At 61.7% G+C, this 23,561-nt stretch carries 22 protein-coding genes; 9 read left to right on the plus strand and 13 right to left on the minus strand.

Going from position 1 to position 23,561, the window contains the following annotated elements; all coding sequences use genetic code 11:
- Window positions 1–23 precede the first annotated feature (23 nt).
- The 8 genes from C6Y32_RS08415 to C6Y32_RS08455 all read right to left on the minus strand — a co-directional run bounded on the left by C6Y32_RS08415 (window position 24) and on the right by C6Y32_RS08455 (window position 8,536).
- Entirely contained in the window at window positions 24–569 is a 546-nt protein-coding gene (locus C6Y32_RS08415; protein WP_105204862.1) for a DJ-1 family glyoxalase III, read from the minus strand.
- Between the two features lie 167 nt (window positions 570–736).
- Window positions 737–1,585: a GNAT family N-acetyltransferase gene (locus C6Y32_RS08420; RefSeq protein ID WP_105204863.1), complete on the minus strand. Its 849-nt coding sequence runs from the start codon at window positions 1,583–1,585 to the stop codon at window positions 737–739.
- Window positions 1,585–2,490, minus strand: coding sequence for a DUF2156 domain-containing protein (locus C6Y32_RS08425; RefSeq protein ID WP_105204864.1), 906 nt, complete (start codon window positions 2,488–2,490; stop codon window positions 1,585–1,587). Before C6Y32_RS08425 ends, C6Y32_RS08420 begins: the two co-directional genes overlap by 1 nt.
- A complete protein-coding gene (locus tag C6Y32_RS08430; protein ID WP_105204865.1) occupies window positions 2,484–3,173 on the minus strand; it encodes a dTMP kinase in 690 nt (229 codons plus the stop codon). Before C6Y32_RS08430 ends, C6Y32_RS08425 begins: the two co-directional genes overlap by 7 nt.
- Before the next feature lie 43 nt (window positions 3,174–3,216).
- Window positions 3,217–5,607 carry an ATP-dependent helicase gene (locus C6Y32_RS08435; RefSeq protein WP_105204866.1) on the minus strand — a complete coding sequence of 797 codons (2,391 nt, stop codon included), beginning with the start codon at window positions 5,605–5,607 and terminating at the stop codon, window positions 3,217–3,219.
- Window positions 5,608–6,093: 486 nt separating this feature from the next.
- On the minus strand, window positions 6,094–6,921 hold the full coding sequence (locus C6Y32_RS15755; RefSeq protein WP_105204868.1) for a nucleotidyltransferase domain-containing protein: 828 nt from the start codon (window positions 6,919–6,921) through the stop codon (window positions 6,094–6,096).
- A 92-nt stretch (window positions 6,922–7,013) separates the two neighbouring features.
- Complete coding sequence (locus tag C6Y32_RS08450) at window positions 7,014–8,144, minus strand: sodium ion-translocating decarboxylase subunit beta (protein WP_105204869.1); 1,131 nt, start codon at window positions 8,142–8,144, stop codon at window positions 7,014–7,016.
- A 29-nt stretch (window positions 8,145–8,173) separates the two neighbouring features.
- Window positions 8,174–8,536, minus strand: a complete 363-nt coding sequence (locus C6Y32_RS08455; protein WP_105204870.1) for an OadG family protein — start codon at window positions 8,534–8,536, stop codon at window positions 8,174–8,176.
- 706 nt (window positions 8,537–9,242) lie between these two features.
- On the opposite strand from C6Y32_RS08455, the gene C6Y32_RS08460 reads away from it, so the two are divergent.
- Window positions 9,243–10,172: a mechanosensitive ion channel family protein gene (locus tag C6Y32_RS08460; protein WP_164998190.1), complete on the plus strand. Its 930-nt coding sequence runs from the start codon at window positions 9,243–9,245 to the stop codon at window positions 10,170–10,172.
- Between the two features lie 273 nt (window positions 10,173–10,445).
- Here C6Y32_RS08460 and C6Y32_RS08465 read toward each other — a convergent pair whose 3' ends face one another.
- Entirely contained in the window at window positions 10,446–10,907 is a 462-nt protein-coding gene (locus C6Y32_RS08465; protein ID WP_105204872.1) for a YbhB/YbcL family Raf kinase inhibitor-like protein, read from the minus strand.
- 376 nt (window positions 10,908–11,283) lie between these two features.
- Here C6Y32_RS08465 and C6Y32_RS08470 point away from each other — a divergent pair, with 376 nt between their 5' ends.
- The 6 genes from C6Y32_RS08470 to C6Y32_RS08495 all read left to right on the plus strand — a co-directional run bounded on the left by C6Y32_RS08470 (window position 11,284) and on the right by C6Y32_RS08495 (window position 18,380).
- Window positions 11,284–12,426: an SIS domain-containing protein gene (locus C6Y32_RS08470; protein WP_164998191.1), complete on the plus strand. Its 1,143-nt coding sequence runs from the start codon at window positions 11,284–11,286 to the stop codon at window positions 12,424–12,426.
- Between the two features lie 15 nt (window positions 12,427–12,441).
- The gene (locus C6Y32_RS08475) at window positions 12,442–13,566 is read left to right on the plus strand and encodes an SIS domain-containing protein (protein WP_105204874.1); all 1,125 of its coding nucleotides are present in this window, start codon (window positions 12,442–12,444) and stop codon (window positions 13,564–13,566) included.
- Between the two features lie 76 nt (window positions 13,567–13,642).
- Complete coding sequence (locus tag C6Y32_RS08480; protein ID WP_105204875.1) at window positions 13,643–14,563, plus strand: PfkB family carbohydrate kinase; 921 nt, start codon at window positions 13,643–13,645, stop codon at window positions 14,561–14,563.
- A 556-nt stretch (window positions 14,564–15,119) separates the two neighbouring features.
- The gene (locus C6Y32_RS08485; RefSeq protein WP_105204876.1) at window positions 15,120–16,256 is read left to right on the plus strand and encodes an SIS domain-containing protein; all 1,137 of its coding nucleotides are present in this window, start codon (window positions 15,120–15,122) and stop codon (window positions 16,254–16,256) included.
- A gap of 15 nt (window positions 16,257–16,271) precedes the next feature.
- On the plus strand, window positions 16,272–17,408 hold the full coding sequence (locus C6Y32_RS08490; RefSeq protein ID WP_105204877.1) for an SIS domain-containing protein: 1,137 nt from the start codon (window positions 16,272–16,274) through the stop codon (window positions 17,406–17,408).
- Window positions 17,409–17,459: 51 nt separating this feature from the next.
- Window positions 17,460–18,380 carry a carbohydrate kinase family protein gene (locus C6Y32_RS08495; protein ID WP_105204878.1) on the plus strand — a complete coding sequence of 307 codons (921 nt, stop codon included), beginning with the start codon at window positions 17,460–17,462 and terminating at the stop codon, window positions 18,378–18,380.
- A gap of 42 nt (window positions 18,381–18,422) precedes the next feature.
- On the opposite strand, the gene C6Y32_RS15865 is transcribed toward C6Y32_RS08495, so the two are convergent.
- The 4 genes from C6Y32_RS15865 to C6Y32_RS08510 all read right to left on the minus strand — a co-directional run bounded on the left by C6Y32_RS15865 (window position 18,423) and on the right by C6Y32_RS08510 (window position 21,740).
- Entirely contained in the window at window positions 18,423–18,752 is a 330-nt protein-coding gene (locus C6Y32_RS15865) for a GNAT family N-acetyltransferase (protein ID WP_370738815.1), read from the minus strand.
- Window positions 18,716–18,931 carry a hypothetical protein gene (locus C6Y32_RS15655; protein ID WP_243562635.1) on the minus strand — a complete coding sequence of 72 codons (216 nt, stop codon included), beginning with the start codon at window positions 18,929–18,931 and terminating at the stop codon, window positions 18,716–18,718. The genes C6Y32_RS15865 and C6Y32_RS15655 overlap by 37 nt, the downstream gene beginning before the upstream one ends.
- Before the next feature lie 2,331 nt (window positions 18,932–21,262).
- Window positions 21,263–21,538 (minus strand): spore coat protein, encoded by a 276-nt coding sequence (locus tag C6Y32_RS08505; RefSeq protein WP_105204880.1) that lies wholly within the window; start codon window positions 21,536–21,538, stop codon window positions 21,263–21,265.
- Between the two features lie 16 nt (window positions 21,539–21,554).
- Window positions 21,555–21,740, minus strand: coding sequence for a spore coat protein (locus C6Y32_RS08510; RefSeq protein WP_105204881.1), 186 nt, complete (start codon window positions 21,738–21,740; stop codon window positions 21,555–21,557).
- Between the two features lie 182 nt (window positions 21,741–21,922).
- Here C6Y32_RS08510 and C6Y32_RS08515 point away from each other — a divergent pair, with 182 nt between their 5' ends.
- Together C6Y32_RS08515 and C6Y32_RS08520 are read left to right on the plus strand one after the other, a co-directional pair.
- Window positions 21,923–22,783, plus strand: coding sequence for a hypothetical protein (locus C6Y32_RS08515; protein ID WP_105204882.1), 861 nt, complete (start codon window positions 21,923–21,925; stop codon window positions 22,781–22,783).
- 2 nt (window positions 22,784–22,785) lie between these two features.
- Window positions 22,786–23,442, plus strand: coding sequence for a GNAT family N-acetyltransferase (locus tag C6Y32_RS08520; RefSeq protein ID WP_105204883.1), 657 nt, complete (start codon window positions 22,786–22,788; stop codon window positions 23,440–23,442).
- Window positions 23,443–23,561: the final 119 nt, after the last annotated feature.

A 23,561-nucleotide genomic window follows, 5' to 3' on the forward strand; every position in this document is an offset into this window, starting at 1 on the left:
GCCGAGCGGGCTGCCCCCGCTGACTAGGGGCGCATGCGGATGGAATTTTTGAGCAGCTGCGCGCGGGGGGCACCCAGCAGTTTTTCGACCAGGGCCAGACCGAACTCGCAGGCCACGCCGGCGCCGCGGGCGGTGATGATATCGCCGTCGATCTCTACCGGGGCGCCGGTGGAGACGGTGTCGCCCAGCTGGTCTTCAAAGCCGGGGAAGCAGGTGGCGCGCCGGCCGTCGAGCAGGCCTTTGTGGCCGAGGATGGAGGGGGCGGCGCAGATGGCGCCGATGGGGATGTGGTTTTCTGCGCAGTAGTCGATACAGCGCTGCACCTGGGGGCTGTGCTCCAGCCCCAGGGTGCCGGGCATACCGCCGGGCAGCACCATCATTTGCAGCCCCTCTTCTAAGACGATATCGCTGTCGGCGATGTCGCAGGCGACGGTGATGCCGTGGGCGCCGGTCACCTGACGGGAACCGACGCCGACCATCATCACTTCCAGTTCGGCCCGGCGCAAAATATCCACCGGGGCCAGACCCTCGATCTCCTCAAATCCCTGGGCAAAAAATACATAGATCACGAGCTGAGACCATCCTTTCACCGCGGCACAGTTGCGCGCGAAATTGTAAACAAATTGTAAAATTGGGCCTTTTGTGCCCTAAAATATGACTTTGTGCAACAGCAGGCTGCGTCTTTACCGGCCGGCGAGATATGGCCCGACGGGACAGGGGCGCGATCGGGAACGCGTCAGTCCAACACCAGGTCGATAAAGGCGGGAGGCGCGGACGGGCCCGGCGGCGGCAGCGACATGGCCGCCGGCAGCACCTGCCCCAGACCGGCAAACAGCGGCCCCTGCGGCGGCAGCGTGAGCAGCAGCCGGGCAGTGCCCAGGAGACCGCACACCGCCCGCAGTACAGCGGCAGCGGTGGCGGTATCGGCGGCGGCCAGCTCTTTGACAAGGGCGGTGTCGCCGTCGCGGTGGACGACGCAGTGCCCGCCGTTAAAGTGGTAGACCCCGCCGCCCAGGTACGCCGCTTCGCGGCAGATGTGCCGGTAGCCCGCCGGGCTGTGGGCCATATAGCTGAGCCCGAGCCCGGCCAGCGCCTGCCGGCGGCAGGCGGCAAGCTGCGGCGGCGGCAGCGGCGAGATCACTGCGGCGGGGCCGGACAGCTCGTCGGCCGCCAGACACAGCTGCCGCCGGGCGCCGTAGGTAGCGTAGCCAAAGCGGGCGTAGTACTGAAAGAGGCTCTTTTCACCGGGGACCAGAAGGATGCCCGCGGCACCGGCCTGTGCGCTGCTCTGCCGGGCGGCTTTTAACAGCTGCCCCATGAGCCCCCGCCCCTGACAGCTGGGCAGTGTGGCGGCGGCGTAGAGGTAGTGCCAGCTCTGCGCCTGGCCGGTATGCACCAGCTGCACCGGCAACAGGTAGAGCATGGCCACCGGCTGCCCCTCTTGCCGCCAGACCAGCGGGATACAGCTGTCAAACAGATCCTCTAAAAACAGGTCGATATAGCTGCTCTCGTCGCCGAAGCAGGCCTGCCAGATGGTTTTAAGTGCGGGCCAGTCGGCCCGGGTGGCGGTATCGATCACCGGCATCAGTCCTCCAGTGTCACGGTGTATTTTTCCAGCAGCAGTTCGGGCTTGTAGGAGAGCTTGGCCTTACGCAACCCCTCCTCGCCCAGATCTTCCTCGCGGTTGATGAAGAGGAACTCGTCCTGCAGCGTTTTGGCGAACTCGCGGTTGATCATGGGATAGGCACCGCGGTAGTCGCCAAAGGCCTTTTCGACATGAGTATCGAAATAGTCTTTGCTGATGGCGTGGCCGAAGGTGAAGGCCACCACCTGGCCGTCGACCCGCAGGAGACCGCCGCGCAGGCCCAGCTGCTCGTAGTCGGCAAAGGCCTTTTTGACCGCGCAGTGCTCGATCTGCAGGCTCTCGCTGGTGCTGCAGCCGTTTTGGCGACACCACTCCTCGTTCATGGCCAGACAGTCGGGGATGTTTTGGCGGGTGATGGGCTCGTAGGACCAGTTGTAGGTCTTTTCGAAAAAGGCGATGTGGTTGCGCTTGGAGTGCATTTTTTTGCCCGGCAGCGCCGCCAGCTTTGGTGCGGAGTAGACGTAATCGAAGTAGTCGCGATTGTTTTGCAGCTGGATATCGTCGCCGAAGAGCGCCCGCAGCAGAGACGCCTGCCGCTCGCCGGCGCCGTTGATGACGAACTTTTTGCCCAGCGCCCGGCAGTCTTCGCGCAGCAGGTCAAGCACCCGGCGCAGGGCGGTGAGGTCGTCGACTGCGGGGCCGGCGGGGAAATTGTAGATGGCGCTGTCGCCGTCGATCGAGCGGGAGACGAAGAACCCCTCGGCCTGGGTGTACTCGATGCCGTAGGCGCCCCACCACATGTAGATGTTGGAAAAGGCGTACTCACAGCTGCCGAAACCGGCGGCATAGAGCAGCGGTTCGGCCCATGACTGGTCCTCGAGAGCGGGCTTTTTAAATGTCAACATATAGAAATGATCTCCTCACATACTTTACGGTATATCTCGCCGGCTATCTGCTCGATGGGATACGGCTCGGTGGCGCTGCTGCAGCGTATTTTGTGCCAGCCCAGCTTTTGGATGCAGAAATCTGCCGCCCGGCGGCAGTGGGTGAGATAGGCTACATCCTGTTCGTGGATATCTCTGTGGCCGCCGCCGGCGTAGCGCCGGTCCATCAGCTGCTGGGACACGGCCGGGTCCATATCGAGATACAGCACCAGGTCGGGCGCCGGGATCTGCATTTTGCAGAATTCCAGGTCGCACAGCCAGTCGAGGTAGGGCTGCCACTGGGGCGGGGGCAATTTGGCCAGCTGGTGCAGGGCGTTGGAGGTGGTGTAGCGGTCGCACAGCACCAGCCCCCCCTGCCGGTAGTGCGCCCCCCAGCTCTTGCGAAAGCTGGCAAAGCGGTCGACGGCAAAAAAGGTGGAGGCGGCATAGGCACCCACATCTTCGGGCTTTTGGCCGTAGGCGCCGGACAGATACTCCTCCAGCGCGCCGGCGGCGGGCTGACCGTAGCTGGGAAAGCTGACCTGCAAGAGCGGATGGCCGCCGCGCTGCAGGTTTTGGGCCAGCAGCGCCGTTTGGGTGGCCTTACCACTGCCGTCGAGGCCCTCTATCACGATCAGTTTGCCCTGTTTTGATGGGTTTTGCACAGGTGTTTCCCCCTTGTGATGAAAGTTTTGCGCGCGGGTATCGCTAGTCGCTGAGCTTTTGCAGCTTGGCGAAGTTGGCCATGATCTTTTTGATGCCCACCTTGTCGAAGTCGACCTCCAGCAGCGTGTCGCCGCCCATGGGGGTCAGCGAGAGGATGGCGCCGGCACCGAACACCTTGTGGGCCACCTTGTCGCCCACCGCGTACTGGGCGCCGGTCTTTTTGGGGGCGGCCGGGGCCGGCTGGCGGCGGCCGCCGACGCCGATCTGACCGCCGCCGCGGGTGGAGGGCGAGGGGCCGAAGCGCACTGCCGACAGGTCGAGATGCATGGGCTCGGGGGCCCCCTGTACCTCGAGATACTCGTCGGGGATCTCGGCTAAAAAGCGGGAGGCCGGGTTGCGCTGGGTGGCGCCGAACAGCATGCGCTGCTTGGTGTTGAGCAGGTACAGCCGCTCTTTGGCGCGGGTGATGCCTACGTAGGCCAGGCGGCGCTCCTCCTCCAGCTCCTCGGAGGAGTACATGGACTGGCGGCCGGGGAAGATGCCGTCTTCCATGCCGGCGATGAACACGTTTTTAAACTCCAGCCCCTTGGCCGCATGCATGGTCATGAGCACCACGCTGTCGGCCTCGGCATCGAAATTGTCGATGTCGGTGATGAGGGCGATCTCCTCTAAAAACTCCTGCAGCGAGGGCTCCTCGGCCGACTGCTCGTACTTGACTACGTTGGAGACGAACTCCTCGATATTCTCGAGCCGGGTCTCGCCCTCGAAACCCTGGGCGCGCAGAGCGGCGATATAGCCGGTGTCCTCGAGCATTTGGCGGGTGAGGTCGGCCAGGCTCAGCTGGTCTTTTTGGGCGATGAGCGCGTCGAACATGTCGGTAAAGGCGCGGATGCCTTTGCCGCGGCTGGCGATGGCCGGGTAGTCGTAGGCGTGCTGCAGTACCTCGTACAGGGGCAGGCCCAGACCGCTGGCGATCTGCTCGGCTTTGGCCAGGGTGGCCCCGCCGATGCCGCGCTTGGGTTCGTTGATGATACGGCGCAGGCGGATGGTATCGGCCGGGTTTTGGATGACGCTGAGATAGGCGACGGTATCCTTGATCTCTTTGCGGTCGAAAAAGCGCAGGCCGCCAATGATCTTATAGGGGATGCCGGCGCGGGCGAAGTAGCGCTCGATGGCGTTTGACTGGGCGTTCATGCGGTAGAGGATGGCGTGGTCGCCGTAGCGGCAGCCCTCCTCGGAGACGTTTTTCTCGATGGTGTCGCCGATGAACTCGGCCTCTCCGAACTCGTCGCGGGCGGTGTAGACGGTGATCTTGGCCCCGGCGCCGGCGCTGGTCCAGAGATTTTTTCCTTTGCGGGCGGTGTTGTTTTGAATGACCTGGTTGGCCGCGCTGAGGATGTTTTGGGTGGAGCGGTAGTTCTGCTCGAGCCGGATGACGGTGGCGCCGGGGAAGGTCTGCTCGAAGTTTAAGATATTTTCGATGGTGGCGCCGCGAAATTTGTAGATGGACTGGTCGTCGTCGCCCACCACGCAGAGGTTTTGGTGGCCGGCGGCCAGCAGGCGCACCAGCTCGAACTGGACGCGGTTGGTGTCTTGATACTCGTCGACCAGCACGTAGCGGTAGCGGTCCTGGTAGTAGCTGCGCACCTGCTCGTCGGCCTGCAGGATGCGCACCGTGTGGTAGATGATGTCGTCGAAATCCACCGCGTTGGCGGCTTTGAGCGCCTTTTGGTAGCGCTGGTAGATCTTGGCGATGGTGCGCTCTTTAAAGTCGGCGTGGTCGCGGGCGGCGTTCTCCTCCGGGTCGACCATGCTGTCTTTCAGGCGGCCGATGGCCGACAGCACCGACTTGGGGGGGAACATCTTGTCGTCGATCTGCAGTTCGCGGAGCACTGTTTTGAGCAGGCGCACGGCGTCGTCGGTGTCGTAGATGGTGAAGTTGGAGGTAAAGCCCAGCCGGTCGATACAGCGGCGCAGGATGCGCACACAGGCCGAGTGGAAGGTGCTGGCCTGAATGTCGGCCGCGGCGTCGCCCACCATGGAAAAAAGGCGCTCTTTGAGCTCGCCGGCGGCCTTGTTGGTAAAGGTGATGGCCAAAATGTTCCAGGGGCGGGGGGCGGATACCGGCAGCAGGTCGGCGGTGGACTGGGGCAGCTGGGCGCCGCTGGCTATGGCCGCCTGCAGGGCGTCGATATCCTGCTGGGTGGGGGTGCCGTACACTTCTTCGGCGTGATAGGCGCGGCCAAAGGCGACCAGATTGGCCACCCGGTTGACCAGCACGGTGGTTTTGCCGCTGCCGGCACCGGCCAGGATGAGCACCGGGCCGTCGGTCTGCAGGACGGCTTGTCGCTGCATGTCGTTGAGGGAGGAAAAGCGGCTCGCGATATAATCGCGCCGCAATTTTACAAACTGCTCTTTGAGTGGTTGAGCCATAGGATAACGCGTCTCCAATCATATGTAGTCCCGCGCGGGGCGAGGCGGGCAGGCCGGCGCAGGGGCGACTTTGCGGGGGCCCCAAAGGGCCCCCGGCAAGAGATCGCAGTCTATTTACATTTTACCACATGCCCCGCCTTTTTAAAAGTGTCGCCGGCAAAACAGGACCTTAGCGCCGTGTTGGCAGACCCGATCACCGCCGGGCAGAAAACTCTTTTAAGGCGCCGGCAAACGGCACTGCCAAGCGGATGGACGGCTTTTTGGCCCGCGCCGGGCGGCGGCTGCGCGCGGGGCGAAGCGGCTGTTTTAAAATGCACCTTTTTTCTCTGGCTTGGGCGGCAAAATGGGGCCGGGTGCAGGTAGATTTATCCCCGATTACCGCTCCCCTGCCGCCGCAGTACATTTTTGTAAAGACAGACAGCGGCGGCCGCCACCGCAGCGAGCGGCAGCGGCCGCCGAGTGGGCGCACCGGGCTTTGTCGTCACCTTATCCCCGGGCGCACAGTGCGCACACCTGCCGGTGCAGCTGCGCGGCTATATCGAAGGAGGGGGCGATATTTTGCGGGTCTACCGTTAGGATGGCCGACAGGGCGGACGCCAGGCCGGGCGGGACCGGGGCGCCGCTGTGCAGCAGGCGCTGAAGACTGCCTTTTTCGTTTAGGCAGTAGAGGCCGGCGGCGGCATACAGCGCCTGCAGCAGACAGTTGGCGGTGCGGTAGAGAGAGCCGACGGCATAGAGGTGGTCGCCTTTGGCGATCGCTTTTTGCCCGCAGGTGAGGGAAAAATCGCTCTCCCAGAGAAACTTTTCGACGGCGGCTTTTTGATAGCGGGGCGGGAAGGTGCGCAGCTGATCTTTGAGCTGCTGCAGCGCGGGGGTATTTTGCCGCAGCGGGCGGCAGTGGTATACCTCCCCCATGTAGATGGCATTTACAAAACCGAAGGGATGGCCGCACTGATAGTCGATGGTGATGTGCCCGGCGATACAGTCCTGTATACAGCGGGCGACTTGGGCGGTGTCGCGAAAGAGGATATCGACCGGGACGCCGCCCACCGTGAGCCAGCCGCCGCCGTTTATCCGGGGGCCCCAGGCACCCAGACCGGTGATACAGTCGGGGCGGTGGGCGTCGTCGAGGGCGGTGGCGGCACGGGAAAAGGCGGGCAGGTCGAGGGCGGCGGTGTAGTAGACGCCGATATCGATATCGGAGCCGGGGCCGGCGGTACCGGTGGCACGGGAGCCGCCCAGCACCACGGCGTCGATACCGGCGACCGGGGCCAGCGCGGCGGTGATGGTATTTATGATCTCGCTTATCTGCATGAAAGACACCTCGCTTTTTATTTGGTGTGGCGGGCGGATAAAAAGGCAGGGGCCCGCGGGCCCCTGCCTTTTAAGATGCGATTATGTAGCTTTTATCGACAGATGTTGATGAGCACGCCGGCCGCGACCGCCGAGCCGATAACACCGGCCACGTTGGGGCCCATGGCGTGCATGAGCAGGAAGTTGGCGGGGTTATACTGCTGGCCGACCTTCTGCGAGACACGGGCGGCCATGGGGACTGCCGAAACACCGGCCGAGCCGATGAGGGGGTTGATCTTGCCGCCGGTGACCAGGTACATGAGCTTGCCCAGCAGCACGCCGCAGGCAGTGCCCACGCAGAAAGCGATGAGGCCCAGGGCGATGATCTTTAAGGTCTCGGGGCTTAAGAAGCGGTCGCCGGTGGCGGTGGCGCCGACCGAGACGCCCAGGAAGATGGTGATGATGTTCATCAGTTCGTTTTGCGCGGTCTTGACCAGACGGTCGACCACGCCGCTCTCGCGCATGAGGTTACCCAGCATGAGCATGCCGACCAGCGGGGCGGCATCGGGCACCAGGAAGGAGACGATGATGGTGACCATGATGGGGAAGATGACCTTCTCGGTCTTGGAGACCGGGCGCAGAGTATCCATGACCACCATGCGCTCTTTTTGGGTGGTGAGCGCCTTCATGATGGGCGGCTGGATGATGGGGACCAGCGCCATGTAGGAGTAGGCGGCGATGGCGATGGCGCCCAGCAGCTCGGGGGCCAGTTTGCTGGTGACGAAGATGGCAGTGGGGCCGTCAGCGCCGCCGATGATGCCGATGGCACCGGCCTGTTTGGGCGTAAAGCCCAGCAGGGTGGCACCGATGAAGGTGAAGAAGATACCGCCCTGTGCCGCGGCGCCCAAAAGGAAGCTCTTGGGGTTGGCGATGAGGGGGGCAAAGTCGGTCATACAGCCGATACCGAGGAAGATAAGGGGCGGGTAAATGCCCATCTTAACGCCCTGATACAGGTAGTAGATAAGGCTGCCCTCGGCGTGGGAGGACAGGTTGGCGACGGGGATGTTGGCCAGCAGCATGCCAAATGCGATAGGCAAAAGCAGCAGCGGCTCGAAGCCCTTGACGATGGCCAGGTAGAGCAGCACACAGGCGATGGCGATCATCAAGAGATTTTGCCACGGGCAGTTGGCAAAGCCCGAGGACATGATGATACCTTTTACAGTATCGAGAAACTGTTGAAACATGTCACATTTCCTCTCTCTTTAGATAGATTTTAAAAGGGGCGGGTGTTCTCGATGATGCCTGCAGTGCTCCAGGCCGGACGGCGGCCGGATTTCTGGCGGCGGATGCTCTTGACCTTGAAGGGCTTGCCGCCCATCATCATGGCCACGGCGGCGGAAATGGCGGCGACGACCCCTTCGGGAACGCCGTCGCTTGCGGCCGCCTGCTGTACCGGGGCGGCGGGTCTGGCGGCGGGGGCAGCCGGTTTTTGCGGGGCGGGCGCCGCGTCTTTTTTGGACCCTCCGCCGATACCACCCACGATCTTGCCCAGCAGCCAGATGCACAGGGTGAGGAATATCAGCGCAGCGAACACGACGACCATACCGGTGATCGTTACGAGTAGTGCAAATTCCATCTCTCTATCTCCTTAACCTTGTAATATATGAAAGGGGAAAAGCGGCCCCCATTCCAATCCACCATATTATAGCGCATTTTTTTTGCTTTTACAATGACTCGTGAACAGTTTTTGTACGGGCGATAAAGATTATTTGAACAAACGCGGTGGGTACGGCTTGTGCAATCGGTATGCTTTTTTAGAAAAAAGAGGGGCAGGAGTTGGGGGCGAGCGGTGGGGGGCGCTGCCGCGGCCGCAAGATGGCGGGCGGCGATGTGGGGGCAGATGTTGGGGAAATATTAGGGTGGTGTTGAGGTGGTGTTGGAAAGCGTTTTTGGGGGGCAGCGGGGCGGCACGGCTGTTCATTTTGAGGGGGGCACCGGGTGCGGCACGGCGGGAGTTTGGGTGGGCGGGTACCGGGTACGGCGGACGGTGAGGTGCACAGAGGGCGGGGGTCTCCCCTGCTCTGGACCCGATGTATGGCCGGCGGCGGCTATAGAGTGGGGACGTGAGGTGTTTGTGCGAACCGGGGACAGTGCCACCGCGTTTTGGGGGATATCGGGCGGCGGGAGACGGGCAAGGAGCGGGGTGCTCCTCCCCTGCCCCGGCCGGCCGATAATGTGGGACCGGCCGGGTTGCCCTGCGGGTAAAAATGTGGTACTGTAAGGAAAAATCGGGTGGGCCGCGGGGCGAGCGGCACCGCTGTATTTTAAAAGAGGTGACTATCGTGACGCGTTTGCTGTATATGTTGGCGGCGACTTCGTCGGGCTCGTCTTCTTCGAGCGCGCTGGAGATACCGGAGGAGATCAAGGACCCGAGCGGGGCGGTGACCGCCGACAGCCTGTTTCGCTTTTTAAAGGAGCACCTGCCGGCTATCTTGACCGCGCTGGCCATCATCGTCGTCGGCTATATCGTGATGAAGGTGGCGCTGTCGTTCTTTGAAAAAGTGCTGCAGCGCTCGAAATTGCAGCCTTCGTTTCACCGCTTTTTCGTCTCGGCCATCAAGCTGGTGTTCTGGCTGCTCATCCTGTTTACGGCCGGCGGCTCGCTGGGCATTGACCTGTCGAGCTTTTTGGCGGTGTTCAGCGTGGCCGGACTGGCGATCTCGCTGGCGGTAAAGGACAGCCTGACCGATGTGGCCGGCGGGCTGCAGATCCTGTTTGCCAAGCCGTTTGCGGTGGGCGACTTTGTGGAGCTGGACGGCATCAGCGGCACGGTGCAGGAGATCGGCATCGTGTATACCAAGCTCTCGACCATCGACAACCGCGGTATCTACCTGCCCAACAGCCAGGTCTCCTCCTCGAAGATCATCAACTGCTCCTCGGAGACCATGCGCATGCTGGATCTGCGCATCCCCATCCGCTACGACGACGACTACCAGCTGGCCAAAGACCTGCTGCACCAGATCGTGTACGCCGATGAAAAGGCCTACAAAGACCCCGCCCCGCTGATACGGGTGGGCGAGTACGGCGACACCAGCCTAAATATTTTGCTGCGGGTATGGGCGGCGCCAGACGACCTGTACCCGCTGAAATACGACCTGCTGGAGCACATCAAGACCGCTTTTGACAGCGCCGGACTGCACCTGGGCAAAGGACAGCTGCAGATCGCGCTGGACGATAGCGCCGGCACCGTGAAAAAGCGGCTGGCCCCTTAGGCGGCGGGCGGGGCCGCTGCCTTGTCTAGGGGAACACGAGCACTTATAAAAGAGAGCGGACGAGCGCCCAAATAGGGGCACTGTCCGCTCTCTTTTGTTGGGCACTGCTGGGCTCTGTTAGGCGAGGTATCTATTTTCGCGGTGGTGTGGCCGGGCAGGCATATGGGCGGCGGCGATACCTTGCAGCACGGGGTGCGGCAGGCGATAACTTTTGGAGGGACGGGACCCGGGGCGGAACGTGTTCGTTCCTTATATAGATAGGTCGCGGCCAGATCAGCGGTAGTGGCCGGCGAGCTGGCCCTGCTGCAGGATATGCCCCTGCATGGCCGCCAGCAGTTGGCGGCGGCGGGTGGTGGGCGGCAGGGAGAGCCGGCAGTCGAGCGCGTACACGGTAAAGTGGTAGCGGTGTGACCAGTGAAAAGGCGGTTTGGGCCCGCGGTAGCGATTTTTGCCGTAGGCTACCCCCTGCACTGCGCCGCCCAGGGCGGACAGCGCGGCGCCGGGGGGGATATTGCCGGGGATGACCGGGGCGGCGGGGAGATCCCAGATGAGCCAGTGGGGGTAGGCGGGGATGGGGTGATCCATATCGCACAGCACGACGGCCAGCGAGACGGCCTGACTGCTGAGGCCGGACAGCTCGAGCTGGGGCGAGCAGTCGGCCCCAAAGCCGGTGTGCAGCAGGGGGATCTGGCCCCCGTTTGCGAAACTGGGCGAGGTGACGGTGAGTGAAGACATAGGCGCTCCTTTTTATAGTACCGGTGTGTAAGGCGGCCTGATGGCGGCCCCATACACAGTGTAACACGGCCGGCAGGCGGGGGCAAACGCCGCGCTCTACAGGGGCGACGGGCTGCACAGCGCCGGCGGTGGAAAAATAGAGAGACTGCCAAAAAGCACCGCAAAACACCGGTGTTTTGGACGGTGTCTGTCTGCGAGGTGCCCAAAATATCCGGCCAATTTTAACCCTTTGCACAAAATCTTCGCCGTTTGCCTTGGGTAAAAAGTCTCTTTTTTGTGGTGTTCGCCAATCTTTTTTATGCAACTATACAGGGGCATTTTTTGGTGCTATACTGAACATGTTTCGAGTACGCACAATAAAGGAGGCCGTTTTTTTATGAACCGTTTAGACTATCACAGCCCTATGGTGCAGCAGGCCGTTGAGACCCCGACCATGCTGCCACCCATTATTGAGGCGAGCTTTTCTGATGAGGCCCTGCGCGCAGCGCTGCCGGCCGATCCCAGCAGCATCAAGCAGGTGATCCTGTCGGGCTGCGGCGACTCGTTTGCCAGCGGCGCCGCCACCTATCCCGCTTTTGCACAGCTGTGCCAGCTGCCGGCGCAGGGCATCTCGGCCCTGTACTGCGGCCGCTACACCACCCCCGCCGAGCTCGACGGGGCGCTGGTGATCTTAAACAGCATCTCGGGCGGTGTTTCGCGGGTGGTGGAGAGCGCCCGCCACGCCAAGGCCCACGGCGCTTTTACCGTGGCGCTGACCGGCGACCCCGAGTCGCCGCTGGGCAAAGAGTGCAACAGCGTTTTGCAGCTCAAGGACATGCCCTACATGCCCGGCACCCCCAAGGTGATCGCCTACACCGCCTCCTGCGTGGGGCAGTTTTACCTGGCGGCCAAGCTGGCCCAAGCCCAGGGCAAGATCGACGATGGGGAGTATCAGGACATCCGCCACGCGCTGTACCGCTACGGCACCAGCGATCTGGCCGAGGTCATCGACGAGATAGACGAGACGGTTTTTGGCTGCATGGACAAGTGGGCCAAATTTGACCGCTATACGATGCTGGGCGACGGCGGCGACTACGGCGCGGCGCTGTTCTCGGGCTTTAAGTACCCCGAGTCGGTGGGCCGCATGGCCAACTGGGACGACACCGAAAACTTTAACCACGTGGGCTACTTCCACCGCGAGCTGGACAAGATCGGTACGGCCATGGCCATCAGCGCCGACTCGCCCACGCTGCAGCGGGCGGTAAAGACCGCCGAGACGCTGTGCCAGCTGGGCCGTATGGTGGTCATCGCCACCGACGCCGACCGGGAGCTGTTCCCCAAAGAGGCGGTGGTCTGCACTATGCCCAAGGCCTCTTACCCGTGGATGGCGGCCGGGTTCTTGCACATCCCGCTGTCGCTGCTGGCCTCGTACCCGCACGCGCTGGAGCCGGATATGCTGGCGCCTTACCGCAAAAAGCAGGGCGTATGGGACAACGCCAACATCAGCCGGCTGCAGGACAGCCACATCGAAGTGCTGTAAGAGGAGGGGAACAAAGTGGCAACTATCACCAGAAACGACTGTGAGCAGAACGCTCTTTCTAAACAGGTAAAGGATTTCGCCGCGCTCGTGCCCGGCTACATAGATGAGATGTACGCGGCAGCGGTGGACGCCGCCGCCAAGATCGCTGAGAAAGACAGCGCTTTGGTGCGCCCCAGCGACGTGTACGTGACCGGCTGCGGCGACTCGTACTGCGCCAGCATGGCCGCCGCCCCGGCGCTGCGGGCACTGCTGCCGGGCTGCACGGTACACCCGGTGCGGGCCAATGATCTGGCCGGTCAGATCCCGTCGTTCATGCTGAAAAAAGGGGTGCTGGCCATGGGCATCAGCGCCTCGGGCACCGCACAGCGGGTGCTCGACGGCATGGTGCGCGCTAAGGGGAGCGGGGTCTTTACCATCGCTCTGACCGGCAATGCCACCACCCCGCTGGGCAAGGCCTGTGACAGTGTAGTGGCGCTGCCCAAACCGGAGGTTGTGTCGCCCACCCCCAGCGTGCTGAGCTATGCGGTGTCCTGCCTGGGCGTGATCTTTACCGGGGTGGGGCTGGCACTGGCTGCCGGAACCATTACCAAAGAGCAGGCCGAGGGCTATAGAGAGGACGCCAAGGCCTACTGCGTGGCCTGCGGCGACCTGTGCCAGGAGCAGGCCGACGACATTTTTGCCTTGGCGCAGGAGCTGCAGGATTGCGACGGCTTTGACTTTGTGGGCGACGACGCCGACTTTGCCACCGCCTATTTTGGCAGCTGCAAGTTCGCCGAGGGCTTTGGCCCCTTTACGGTATACGACGACTCGGAGAACTGGGAGCACGTCAACTACTTTATCAAGGATACCCACCACATGGCCACCTTTGCCGTTATCAGCAAGTCCTCGCCGTCGCTTTCGCGGCAGCTGGAGCTGCTGCCGGTGGTGGAGCATTTGGAGCGCAAAGGCGTAGTGGTGACCGACCTGCCGGCTGAGAGCATCGCGCAAAAAGGGCTGCACATCATCAGCCTGCCCGAGGCTCCGGTATCCTGGTTGGCGCCGGCGGCCAACTACCTGGCGCTGTCGCTGCTGGCCAGCTACATGACCGTGCTCGACGGCGAGCCGTTCTTCCGCGGTTTTGCCGGCCCCTGGGGCAAGTAACAGACCGCAATGCCCGGCGGGGGATGTGTGCATATATGCATGTGCTCCCCCGTGCACTGATACTGGAGGGATCGAGATGAAAAATTACGCCGTGACCGGTTCCATCATGCTCAACAACATCAAGTACGCCGACGGCAGCACCAAAGAGGGGCTGCTGGGCGGCGGCGGGCTGTATGCGCTATCGGGCATTCGACTGTGGACCGACCAGTGCCACTTTGTGGGCGATATCGGCGAGGACTTTGAGACGCTGGTGGCCCCCTGGTGGGACGGCAACCACATACCCCGCACCGGGCTGAACCTGTGCCACAGGCACTGCGTGTACAACCAGGTGAACTACGAGCCCGACGGCCGCTTTTTCGAGCACTCTATCTACCCCGAGGGCAGCGCCCACAACATGTACATGGTGACCCACCCCGAGCAGATAGAGCCGGTGGCCGGTGACCTGAAGGGCTTGTCGATGGTGGCCAGCGCCAACCCGGTGGAGTTTCGCAAGATCGGGCGCATGCGGGAGAAGTACGGCTTTAAGGTAATGTTTGAGATCAATACCGGCAACTGTAAGGCCGGGTTTTTAGACGATATTCTGGAGTGCCTGCAGCATGTGGACATCTACTCGGTAAACCTGCCGGAGGCCAAAGACATCTTTTCGCAGGAGACCGAAGAGGGATGTATCGCCGCCATGCAGAAGATTGGCAAGCCCTGCTTTTTTAGAGTGGGCATCAAGGGCAGCTACATGGTGATGCCCGACAAGGCGTGGTTCGTGCCCATTGTGCGCGGCGAGCACGACATAGACCCCACCGGCTGCGGCAACTCGTCGACAGCGGCGGCTTTCTTTGCCATGTGCGAGGGAGAGGACCCGCTGATGTGCGCAATCATAGGCAACGTGACCTCCTGCCTGAACGCGCAGCAGTTTGGCCCCATGCCGGTGATGGATGCGGCGCTGCGCCAAAAGGCCCGCCAGATGGCCGAGGACCTGTACCGGCAGTACAGCGGCCAGTGAGTGCTTTGAGCGGGCGGCGAGAGCGGCCTGCAAGAGCGCGGACCGGTAAGTGACCTGGAAATAAAAAGAGAGCGGACCGCTGGGTCTGCTCTCTTTTTTTGCGCAGTGGAGCTGGGGGCGCGCAGATGGGCGGCAGGCGTGATCGCGCGCTGCTTTGTGGGAGCGGCAGCGTGCAGGGGTTGACGACACGACTGTTAGGCGGTGCCAAAATAGCACCGCAGCGGGGCGAGCGCCGCACAGGGCCGGATGGCTCCCCCATTTTGCCTTGATAGAGATTGTTTGTGTATTTGCATATTTTTTTATGATATAAAAGCCATAAAGCGTCTATTCGTCAATTGATAGTTTATATATAAATGATTTATAGATACCGTTATTTAACTTCTGTATTTATGGTGTTATTTTTACTTTTTGCACAAAGCAGCGTCGAATAGGACCGTTAAAAAGTCTTTTATTTGCTGTATTTAACAATCTTTTTTGTGCAATCACACAAAACACAGCTTTCGTGCTATACTAAAATCATTCGGGACACACATGTGAGACAAAGGAGGTTCTATCTATGAATCGTTTAGACTACCACAGCCCTATGGTGCGGCAGGCCGTTGAGACGCCCACCATGCTGGCGCCCATTATGGAGGCGAGCTTTACGGATGAGGCGCTGCGGGCGGCCCTGCCGGCCGACCCCAGCAGCATTAAGCAGGTGATCTTGTCGGGCTGCGGTGACTCGTTTGCCAGCGGTGTCGCCACCTACCCCGCTTTTGAGCAGCTGTGCCAGCTGCCGGCGCAGGGCATCTCGGCTCTGTACTGCGGCCGCTACACCACCCCCGCCGAATTTGAGGGGGCGCTGGTGGTGCTAAACAGCATATCGGGCGGGCCCTCACGAGTGATAGAATCTGCCCGGCATGCCAAGGCCCACGGCGCTTTTACCGTGGCGTTCACCTCGAACCCCGATTCGCCGCTGGCCAGAGAATGCGATAGCATCTTGCAGTTAAAAGAGCTGCCCGACACCACCGGCACGCCCAAGGTGATCGCCTACACCGCCTCTTGCGTGGGACTATTTTACCTGGCGGCCAAGCTGGCCGAGACCCAGAAAAAGATAGACGGCGCCGAGTACCAGGCGGTGCGCGACGCGTTGTACCGCTACGGGACCAGCGACTTTGCCGCGGTGGCCGATACGATCGACGAGACAGTTTTCGGCTACATGGAGACCTGGTCTAAATTTGACCGCTACGCGATGTTGGGCGACGGCGGCGACTACGGCGCGGCGCTGTTTGCGGGCTTTAAATTTCCCGAGTCGGTGGGGCGCATGGCCCACTGGGACGACACCGAGAACTTTAACCACGTGGGCTACTTTCACCGCGAACTGGACAAGATCGGCACCGCGATGGCGGTGAGCGCCGACTCGCCCACGCTGCAGCAGGCCATAAGGACCGCCCGCGTGCTGTGTGAGATGGGGCGCATACCGGTCATAGCCACCGACGCCGAGCGGGAACTGTTTCCCCCGGAAGCGGTGGTCTGCACTATGCCCCGCGCCCCTTATCCGTGGATGGCGGCCGGTTTTTTGCACATTCCGCTGACGCTGCTGGCCTCGTACCCACACGCGCTGGAGCCGGATATGCTGGCGCCTTACCGCAACAAACAACACCCGTGGGACAACGGTGACCGGCTGCGCAAGAGCCACATCGAAGTACTGTAAGAGGAGGGAAACAAAGTGGCAACTATCACCAGAAACGACTGTGAGCAGAACGCTCTTTCTAAACAGGTAAAAGAATTTGCCGTGCTCGTACCCGGCTACATAGATGAGATATATGCCCGGGCGGTCAAGGTCGCTGCCGACATGGCGGCCCAGGACGCCGTGCTGGTGCGGCCGGAGGCGGTGTATGTGACCGGCTGCGGCGACTCGTACGGCGCCAGTATGGCCGCCGCCCCGGCGCTGCGGGCACTGCTGCCGGGCTGCACGGTGCACCCGGTACGGGCCAGTGACCTGGCCGGGCATGTAGCCGCCTTTCGGCTGAAAAGAGGGGTGTTGGCCATGGGCATCAGCGTTTCGGGCACCACCCAGCGGGTGCTCGACGGCATGGCGCGCGCCAAGAGCTGCGGCGCTTTTACCATCGGCCTGACCGGCGGTACCGACAGCCCGCTGAGCAGGGACTGCGACCGTGCCGTGGCGCTGCCCCAGCCAGAAGTGAGCGCCGAGCCGGGCGCGCCCGCCCCCAGCGTGTTGAGCTACGCGATATCTTGCCTAGGCGTGATCTTTACCGGGGTGGGGCTGGCACTGGCCGCCGGGACCATTACCCAAGAACAGGCCGAGGGCTATAGAGAGGATGCCAAGGCCTACTGCGCGGCCTGCGGCGAGCGCTGCCAGGAGCAGGCCGACGACCTGTTTGTGCTGGCGCAGGAACTGATGGGGTGCGACGGCTTTGACTTTGTGGGCGACGACGCCGACTTTGCCACCGCCTACTTTGGCAGCTGCAAGTTTGCCGAGGGCTTTGGCGCTTTTACGGTGTACGATGACTCGGAGAACTGGGAGCACGTGAACCACTTTATCAAAGACACCCGGCACATGGCCACCTTCTCGGTCATCAGCAAGAGCTCGCCGTCTCTATCGCGGCAGCTGGAACAGCTGCCGGTGGTGGCGTACCTTGGGCGCAAAGGCGTAGTGGTGACCGACCTGCCGGCCGAGCGCATCGAGCCCCAGGAGCTGCATGTCATCAGCCTGCCCGAGGCTCCGGTATCCTGGTTGGCGCCGGCGGCCAACTACCTGGCGCTGTCGCTGCTGGCCAGCTACATGACCGCGCTGAGCGGCGAGCAGTTCTTTCGCGGTTTTGCCCGGCCCTGGAACAAGTGAGCCGGCGATGGACCGCTGACGGACAGTTGGGCGTGAGGAGGTAACAGCGAGATGAAAAAATATGCGGTGACCGGGGCGATCATCCTCAATGACATTCGCTACACCGACGGCAGCACCAAAGAGGGACTGCTGGGCGGCGGCGGGCTGTATGCGCTATCGGGCATTCGGCTGTGGACCGACGACTGCTTGATGGTGGGCAACATCGGCGAGGATTTTGAGACGCTGATCGCCCCCTGGTGGGATGGCAACCACATACCCCGCACCGGGCTGAACCTGTGCCACAAGCACTGTGGCTACAACCAGGTGAATTATGAGCCCGACGGGCGCTTTAACGAGCACTCGATCTACCCGGAGGGGGACAGCCACAGCATGTACCTGGTGAGCCACCCCGAGCAGATAGAGCCGCTGGCCGGCGACCTGAAAGGCCTGTCGATGGTGGCCAACGCCAACCCGGTGGAATTTCGCAAGATCGGGCGCATGCGGGAGAAGTACGGCTTTAAAGTGATGCTGGAGGTGAACTCCCACCACTGCAAGGCCGAGGACTACGAAAACGTGATGGCCTGTTTAGAGTATGTGGATATTTTTTCGGTGAACCTGCCGGAGGCCAAGGACCTGTTTTCACTGGACACGGAGGAGGCGTGCATCGCCGCCATACAGCGTACCGGCAAGCCCTGCTTTTTTAGGGTGGGCACCAAGGGCAGCTACATGGTGATGCCCGACAAGGCGTGGTTCGTGCCCATTGTGCGCGGGGAACACGACATAGACCCTACCGGCTGCGGCAACTCGTCGACAGCGGCGGCTTTTTATGCCATGTGTGAGGGGGAGGACCCGCTGATGTGCGCGATCATGGGCAACGTGACCTCTTGCCTGAACGCGCAGCAGTTTGGCCCCATGCCGGTGATGGATGCGGCGCTGCGCCAAAAAGCCCGCCGCATGGCCGAGGACCTGTACCGGCAGTACAGCGGCCGGTGAGTGCTTTGAGCCGGTACCAGACCGGCGAGCGGTGGTGCGGAATTACTCCCGCTGCCACTGCGCATTAACTTTAAAAGAGAGAGCTGGCCGATCGGTCTGCTCTCTCTTTTTTAAAGCGGTGTGGCAGTGTAGGCGCATCGCAGGGGACGGACCACCAGGTGGGCGGACACGGCGGTACCGCGGTAGCAGGTGGTCGCGGGTCGGGTACCGTAGAGAAAAACCAAATTTTTGATACAGGGCCAGACCGCGCCCGTTGCGGGCATCGACTTCCAGCTCGAGCTGCGTATAGCCCATGCTGCGGGCGGCAGACAGCAGCGCATCGCGCATGACACTACTCAGGCCGAGGCCCCAGCAGCGCTGCTGGACAGAGATACCAAATACCGCCCGATGGCAATATTTTGCCGTAGGGAGGCTGGGGCCACCCCACCGACAGCCACCAGCTGGCCGTCGACAAAGGCGGCCAGCTTGACCTGGCGGGGATGGCACAGCAGTGCGGCCAGATGACCGGCGTGCTGCGCGGGAGCAACGTCTATCTCGTCTGGGGGGGTCATAAAATCAGTTTGGGTGCTGGTACAGCGCTGGTGGGCCGCACGGCGGCAGCGTCTTGCGCTTGCGGAGCGGGGGGGCGCAACAGGGCGAGCCCCCATTTATAAGGGACACCGGCAGCGATAAAATAGTCATACCGGGAGCTCTTTTTCCTGATGGAGCGGCTGAAAAGGCCACGCAAAATATACAATTTGTATATTTTTGGAACAAAATACAAATTTTGTCAGTTTCCGAAGGATGCTGCCGGAAAAAAGAGAACCGCCGTACTTTTGACCGCATAGACGGCGTGTCGGCTGGGCTTGGCAGTACCGAACAACCGGGCAGTGGGGGCGGCGGCTCTCCCCTCCTCTTTCTCTGTACGGCGGGGCGGGATGCGCGGACAGGTGCCCCGCCCGGCGGCATTTGGGTACGGCGTGGTAGAGAGGGGACGGCTAAGTGGATTGCTGAAAAAGACGGCGGCCCGGACCGGGGACGGTGCTGGTTGACGGCTGCTTTTGGGGGGCGATCGCAGAAAATGCAGGAAAATGACGGGGCAGCTGGCGATAGGGCGGTAAGCCCCTGGGTCGGGTGGTGGGCCTTGGGGTGCCGGGCGGCCCCCGTGCGAGAGCGTAGTTTGGGGGAGATACTTGGGAAAACAGAGAGACTGCCGGAGATGGTGAGTTGCATATGGAGAGCCTGTGGCAGCACCGTACCGTGATCTGGCTTTGAGGGATGGGGATGGTCTCTCCTCTTGTATTGATATTGATATTGGTATCGGTGTCTATACCAGTGCCGATATTGGTGCAGGACGGATCGAGTGAGCGGGGCGGGACGGTGCAGGGATTGGCACTGCGGGCAGTTGGCTTTTATAGGGGGAGGTGGAGCTATATTGGTGGTGTATGGGGGCGGCATACTGCACTTGGGACTGGTTGGTGCGGGATGTTTGTGGGGGCAAATATAGAGGGGTGGTGCTGCGCCGCCATCTGGCTTTGAGGGATGGAGACGGTCTCCCCTATTGTATTGGGAGCGGTGCCCGTACTGGTGTCGGCACCGGTGTGGGGCGGGGCTAGCGAGCAGGACGGTACAGGGGCGGCACTGCGGGCAGTTGGTTTTTGTAGGTAGAGGTGGGGCTATATTGGTGGTGTATGGGGGCGGTATGCTGCACTTGGGGCTGGTTGGTACGGGATGTTTGTGGGGGCAAATATAGAGGGGGGTGGTGCGCCGCCATCCGGCTTTGAGGGATGGGGACGGTCTCCCCTCTTGTATTGGAGGCGGTGCTCGTACTGGTGTCGACACCAGTGTGGGGCGGTATAGGGGGTGGAGATGCGGACAACTGGCTTTTATGTAGCTATTGGTGGTGTATGGGGCGATATACTGCACTTGGGGCTGGTTGGTGCGGGATGTTTGTGGGGGCAAATATGGAGTGGTGGTGCGCCGCTATCTGGCTTTGTGGGATGGGGACGGTCTCCCCTCTTGTATTGGGGATGGTTCCCGTGCTGGTGTCAGCACCGGTGTGGGGCGGGGCGGGGCAGGTGATGGAGATGCGGACAACTGGCTTTTATGTAGTTATTGGTGGTGTATGGGGCGGTACACTACACTTGGGGCTGGCTGGCGCAGGATGTTTGTGGGGGCAAATATAGAGGGGTGGTGCTGCGCCATCATCTGGCTTTGAGGGATGGGGACGGTCTCCCCTCTTGTATTGGGAGCGGTGCCCGTACTGGTGTCGGCACCGGTGTGGGGCGGGCGAGCGGGGCGGTGCAGGTGATGGAGATGCGGACAATTGGCTTTTGTGTAGCTATTGGTGGTGTATGGGGCGATATACTGCACTTGGGGCTGGCTGGCGCGGGATGGTTGTGGGGGCAAACATAGAGGGGTGGTGCTGCGCCGCCATCTGGCTTTGAGGGATGGGGACGGTCTCCCCTCTTGTAATGGGGGTGGTGCCCGTACTGGTGTCGGCATCGGTGTGGGGCGAGGCGGTATAGGGGGTGGAGATGCGGACAACTGGCTTTTGTGTGGCTATTGGTGGTGTATGGGGCAGCATACTGCACTTGGGGCTAGCTGGCGCGGGGTGCTTGCGGGCGCAAATATGGAGTAGTGATGCACCGCCATCTGGCTTTGTGGGATGGGGACGGTCTCCCCTTTTGTATTGGGGGCGGTGCCCGTACTGGTGTCGACATCGGCGCGGGGCGGGGCGCTGCGGGCAGATGACTTTTACAGGTGGGGATGTAGCTATATTGATGGTGTATGGGGAACGTACTACGCCCGGAGCTGGCGCGGGATGGTTGTGGGCACAAAAAAGCAGAGCGGCGGACCGGATGAACCGCTGCTCTGCTTTTATTGGGGGTGCATGGCCGGTACTACTGCTGAGCGTTGGCCGGGTCTTCCTGCGTGGCTTTCTGTTTGGCCTGGTTGATCTTGTCGGCCTTGGCGGCGGGAGTGGGATACCAGCCGCGCTTTTGCATCTCCTCGAACACTTCCATTTGGATCTGGTGTTCATCTTGCAGCAGGCTCATCATCACGCTCTTTATCTCTTTGCCGGCACATTCGCAGGCAAAGGTATTATACTGGGCGGTGATGTGCTTTTGCGAGGAGAGCATATCGGTGAGTATGGCCTGATCGTCTATGGTATTCATTCAAGATGCCTCCTTTTTACTGCAGCTGATTGAGCAGCTTGTCGTAGTGGTTTTGGTGTTTGGCGGCTATCTGCTCGCATTTTTGCTTGATCTGGGCGTCTTGACAGATAGAGGCGTACATCTGGTATTTTTGGATGAGGATGCGCTCTTCGGTGAGGCAGTCCTCAATGCCGGAGAGCTCTTTTTCGGTTATGGTGTTCACGGTGGTTTTCCCCCTTTTTTAAACGTTGCCTTAGTAGTGTACACCGCACCGCAGTGGGATATTCAAAAAAAGCTGTCGGCGGCGGGCCGGGTATCGGCATATTTTACGGCGGCGGGTTTTTGTGTTATACTTTTTACGAAAACCGCAGGAAAACCACTGTTTCTACGATGGGAGAACACCGCATGAATGAGATCGTCGATGCATTTTTAAAGCAATACGCCCCCGACCCGGACGGCCAGCAGTTGGGTCGGCAGATAAAAAGGCGGCACCAGCTGATGCGGGGCTGCTACCTGCTGATGCTGCTGGTGGGCGTGCTGCTGGTGAGCCGTTTTGGCTTTTGGGGCATTATTGCCGGGGTGCTGCTGTTGGCGGCCGGGGCGGTGCTGCTGCGGCTGGAGCAGGACCGCTCGATGGCGCTGCTGCAGGACTGCCTGTTGCAGCAGTGCGACCCGGCCATGGCGGCCACTGCCTTTATTACCTGCCAAAAGGCATTTTGGAAAGGGGCGCACACCGCCGGGTGTATCGATCTGGCCCGCAACCTGCACCTGATGGGGGCTCGCGAGCTGGCAGAGCAGGTGTTGGAACTGGTGCAAAATGGCCCCTTCTCGTCGCAGAACTACCTGAATTTTTGTACGGTACAGGCCCATATCGCCACCGATGACGGCGACGCCGACACGGTGCGGGCGGTGCTGGATACCCTAAACCGCTGGAAGAGCGAGAGGGATAAAAAGGTAGACGCCCAGAAAAAGGGGCAGATCCACCGGCTGCGGCGGACCCTGACTTTTTTAAAAGGCAAATATGACACCTACATTGCCCAGATGCGCGGCCAAAAGCAGCGCACCCCGTACGGGCAGGTGTGCGCCGGCTATTATGTGGGGCGGGCCTACCTGGAGATGGGTGACCTGACGGCGGCCGGTGAGCAGTTCGCCTGTGTAACGGAGCTGGGCGGCAAGATGGAGCTGGCGCTGATTTGCCAAAAGCTGCTGCAAGAGGCCCGGCGGCAGGACGAGAGCGGCGAGTCGGCCGACGGGCGGGAACAGTAGCGATGGACGGCGGATTTGCCCTGCGGCCGACCCGGCCCAGAGACTGGCGCCAGACCGAAGTGGTAGTGCGGGAGGCGTTTTGGAACACCTACCAGCCGGGGTGCTGCGAGCACCTGCTGCTACACCGGTTGCGGCAGAGCAGCGCGTACCTGCCGGCACTGGACCTGGTAGCTGTCGACAGGGACGGGCAGATCGTGGGGCACATCGCCTACACCCGCTCGCAGATAGCCGGGGCGCACGGCAGCACTGCTGTGGCGACATTCGGCCCTATCAGCGTGCTGCCTGGCTGGCAGCGGCAAGGTGTGGGGCGGGCACTGATCCGGCGCACCGAGGCGCTGGCGGCAGGGATGGGCTACCGCGGCATCGTTATTACCGGTGATGATGCGATCTACAGCCGGTTGGGGTACCAGGTGTCGAAGGTGTTTGGTATAGCGATGGTCGACGGGCGCTACCACGCGGCGCTGCTGGCCAGGGAGCTGGTGCCGGGCGGGCTGAGCGGGACACGGGGGCGCTTTATACAGGCACCGGTTTTTGACCAGCCCATCGAGCCGCGGCAGCTGCAAGATTTTGACGCCGCTTTTGCCCCTAAAAAGAAGGCGGTGACCCCCACCCAGCAGCGGTATCAGCAAAATCTATCCCGCTACCTGCCGGACGATTGATCGGCTGGAGTGCGAGTGCCTGCCCCAACCGACCCGGGGTGGGCGCTCGTTTTTTTTCGTATAGCTGCGGCCGCTTTTGCCGGTCGACCGATCCGGCCCCGGTGAGCAGGTGGAAGACA

Source organism: Neobittarella massiliensis (ex Bilen et al. 2018) (genome assembly GCF_900289145.1).
GTDB classification, from domain to species: Bacteria; Bacillota; Clostridia; order Oscillospirales; family Ruminococcaceae; genus Neobittarella; species Neobittarella massiliensis.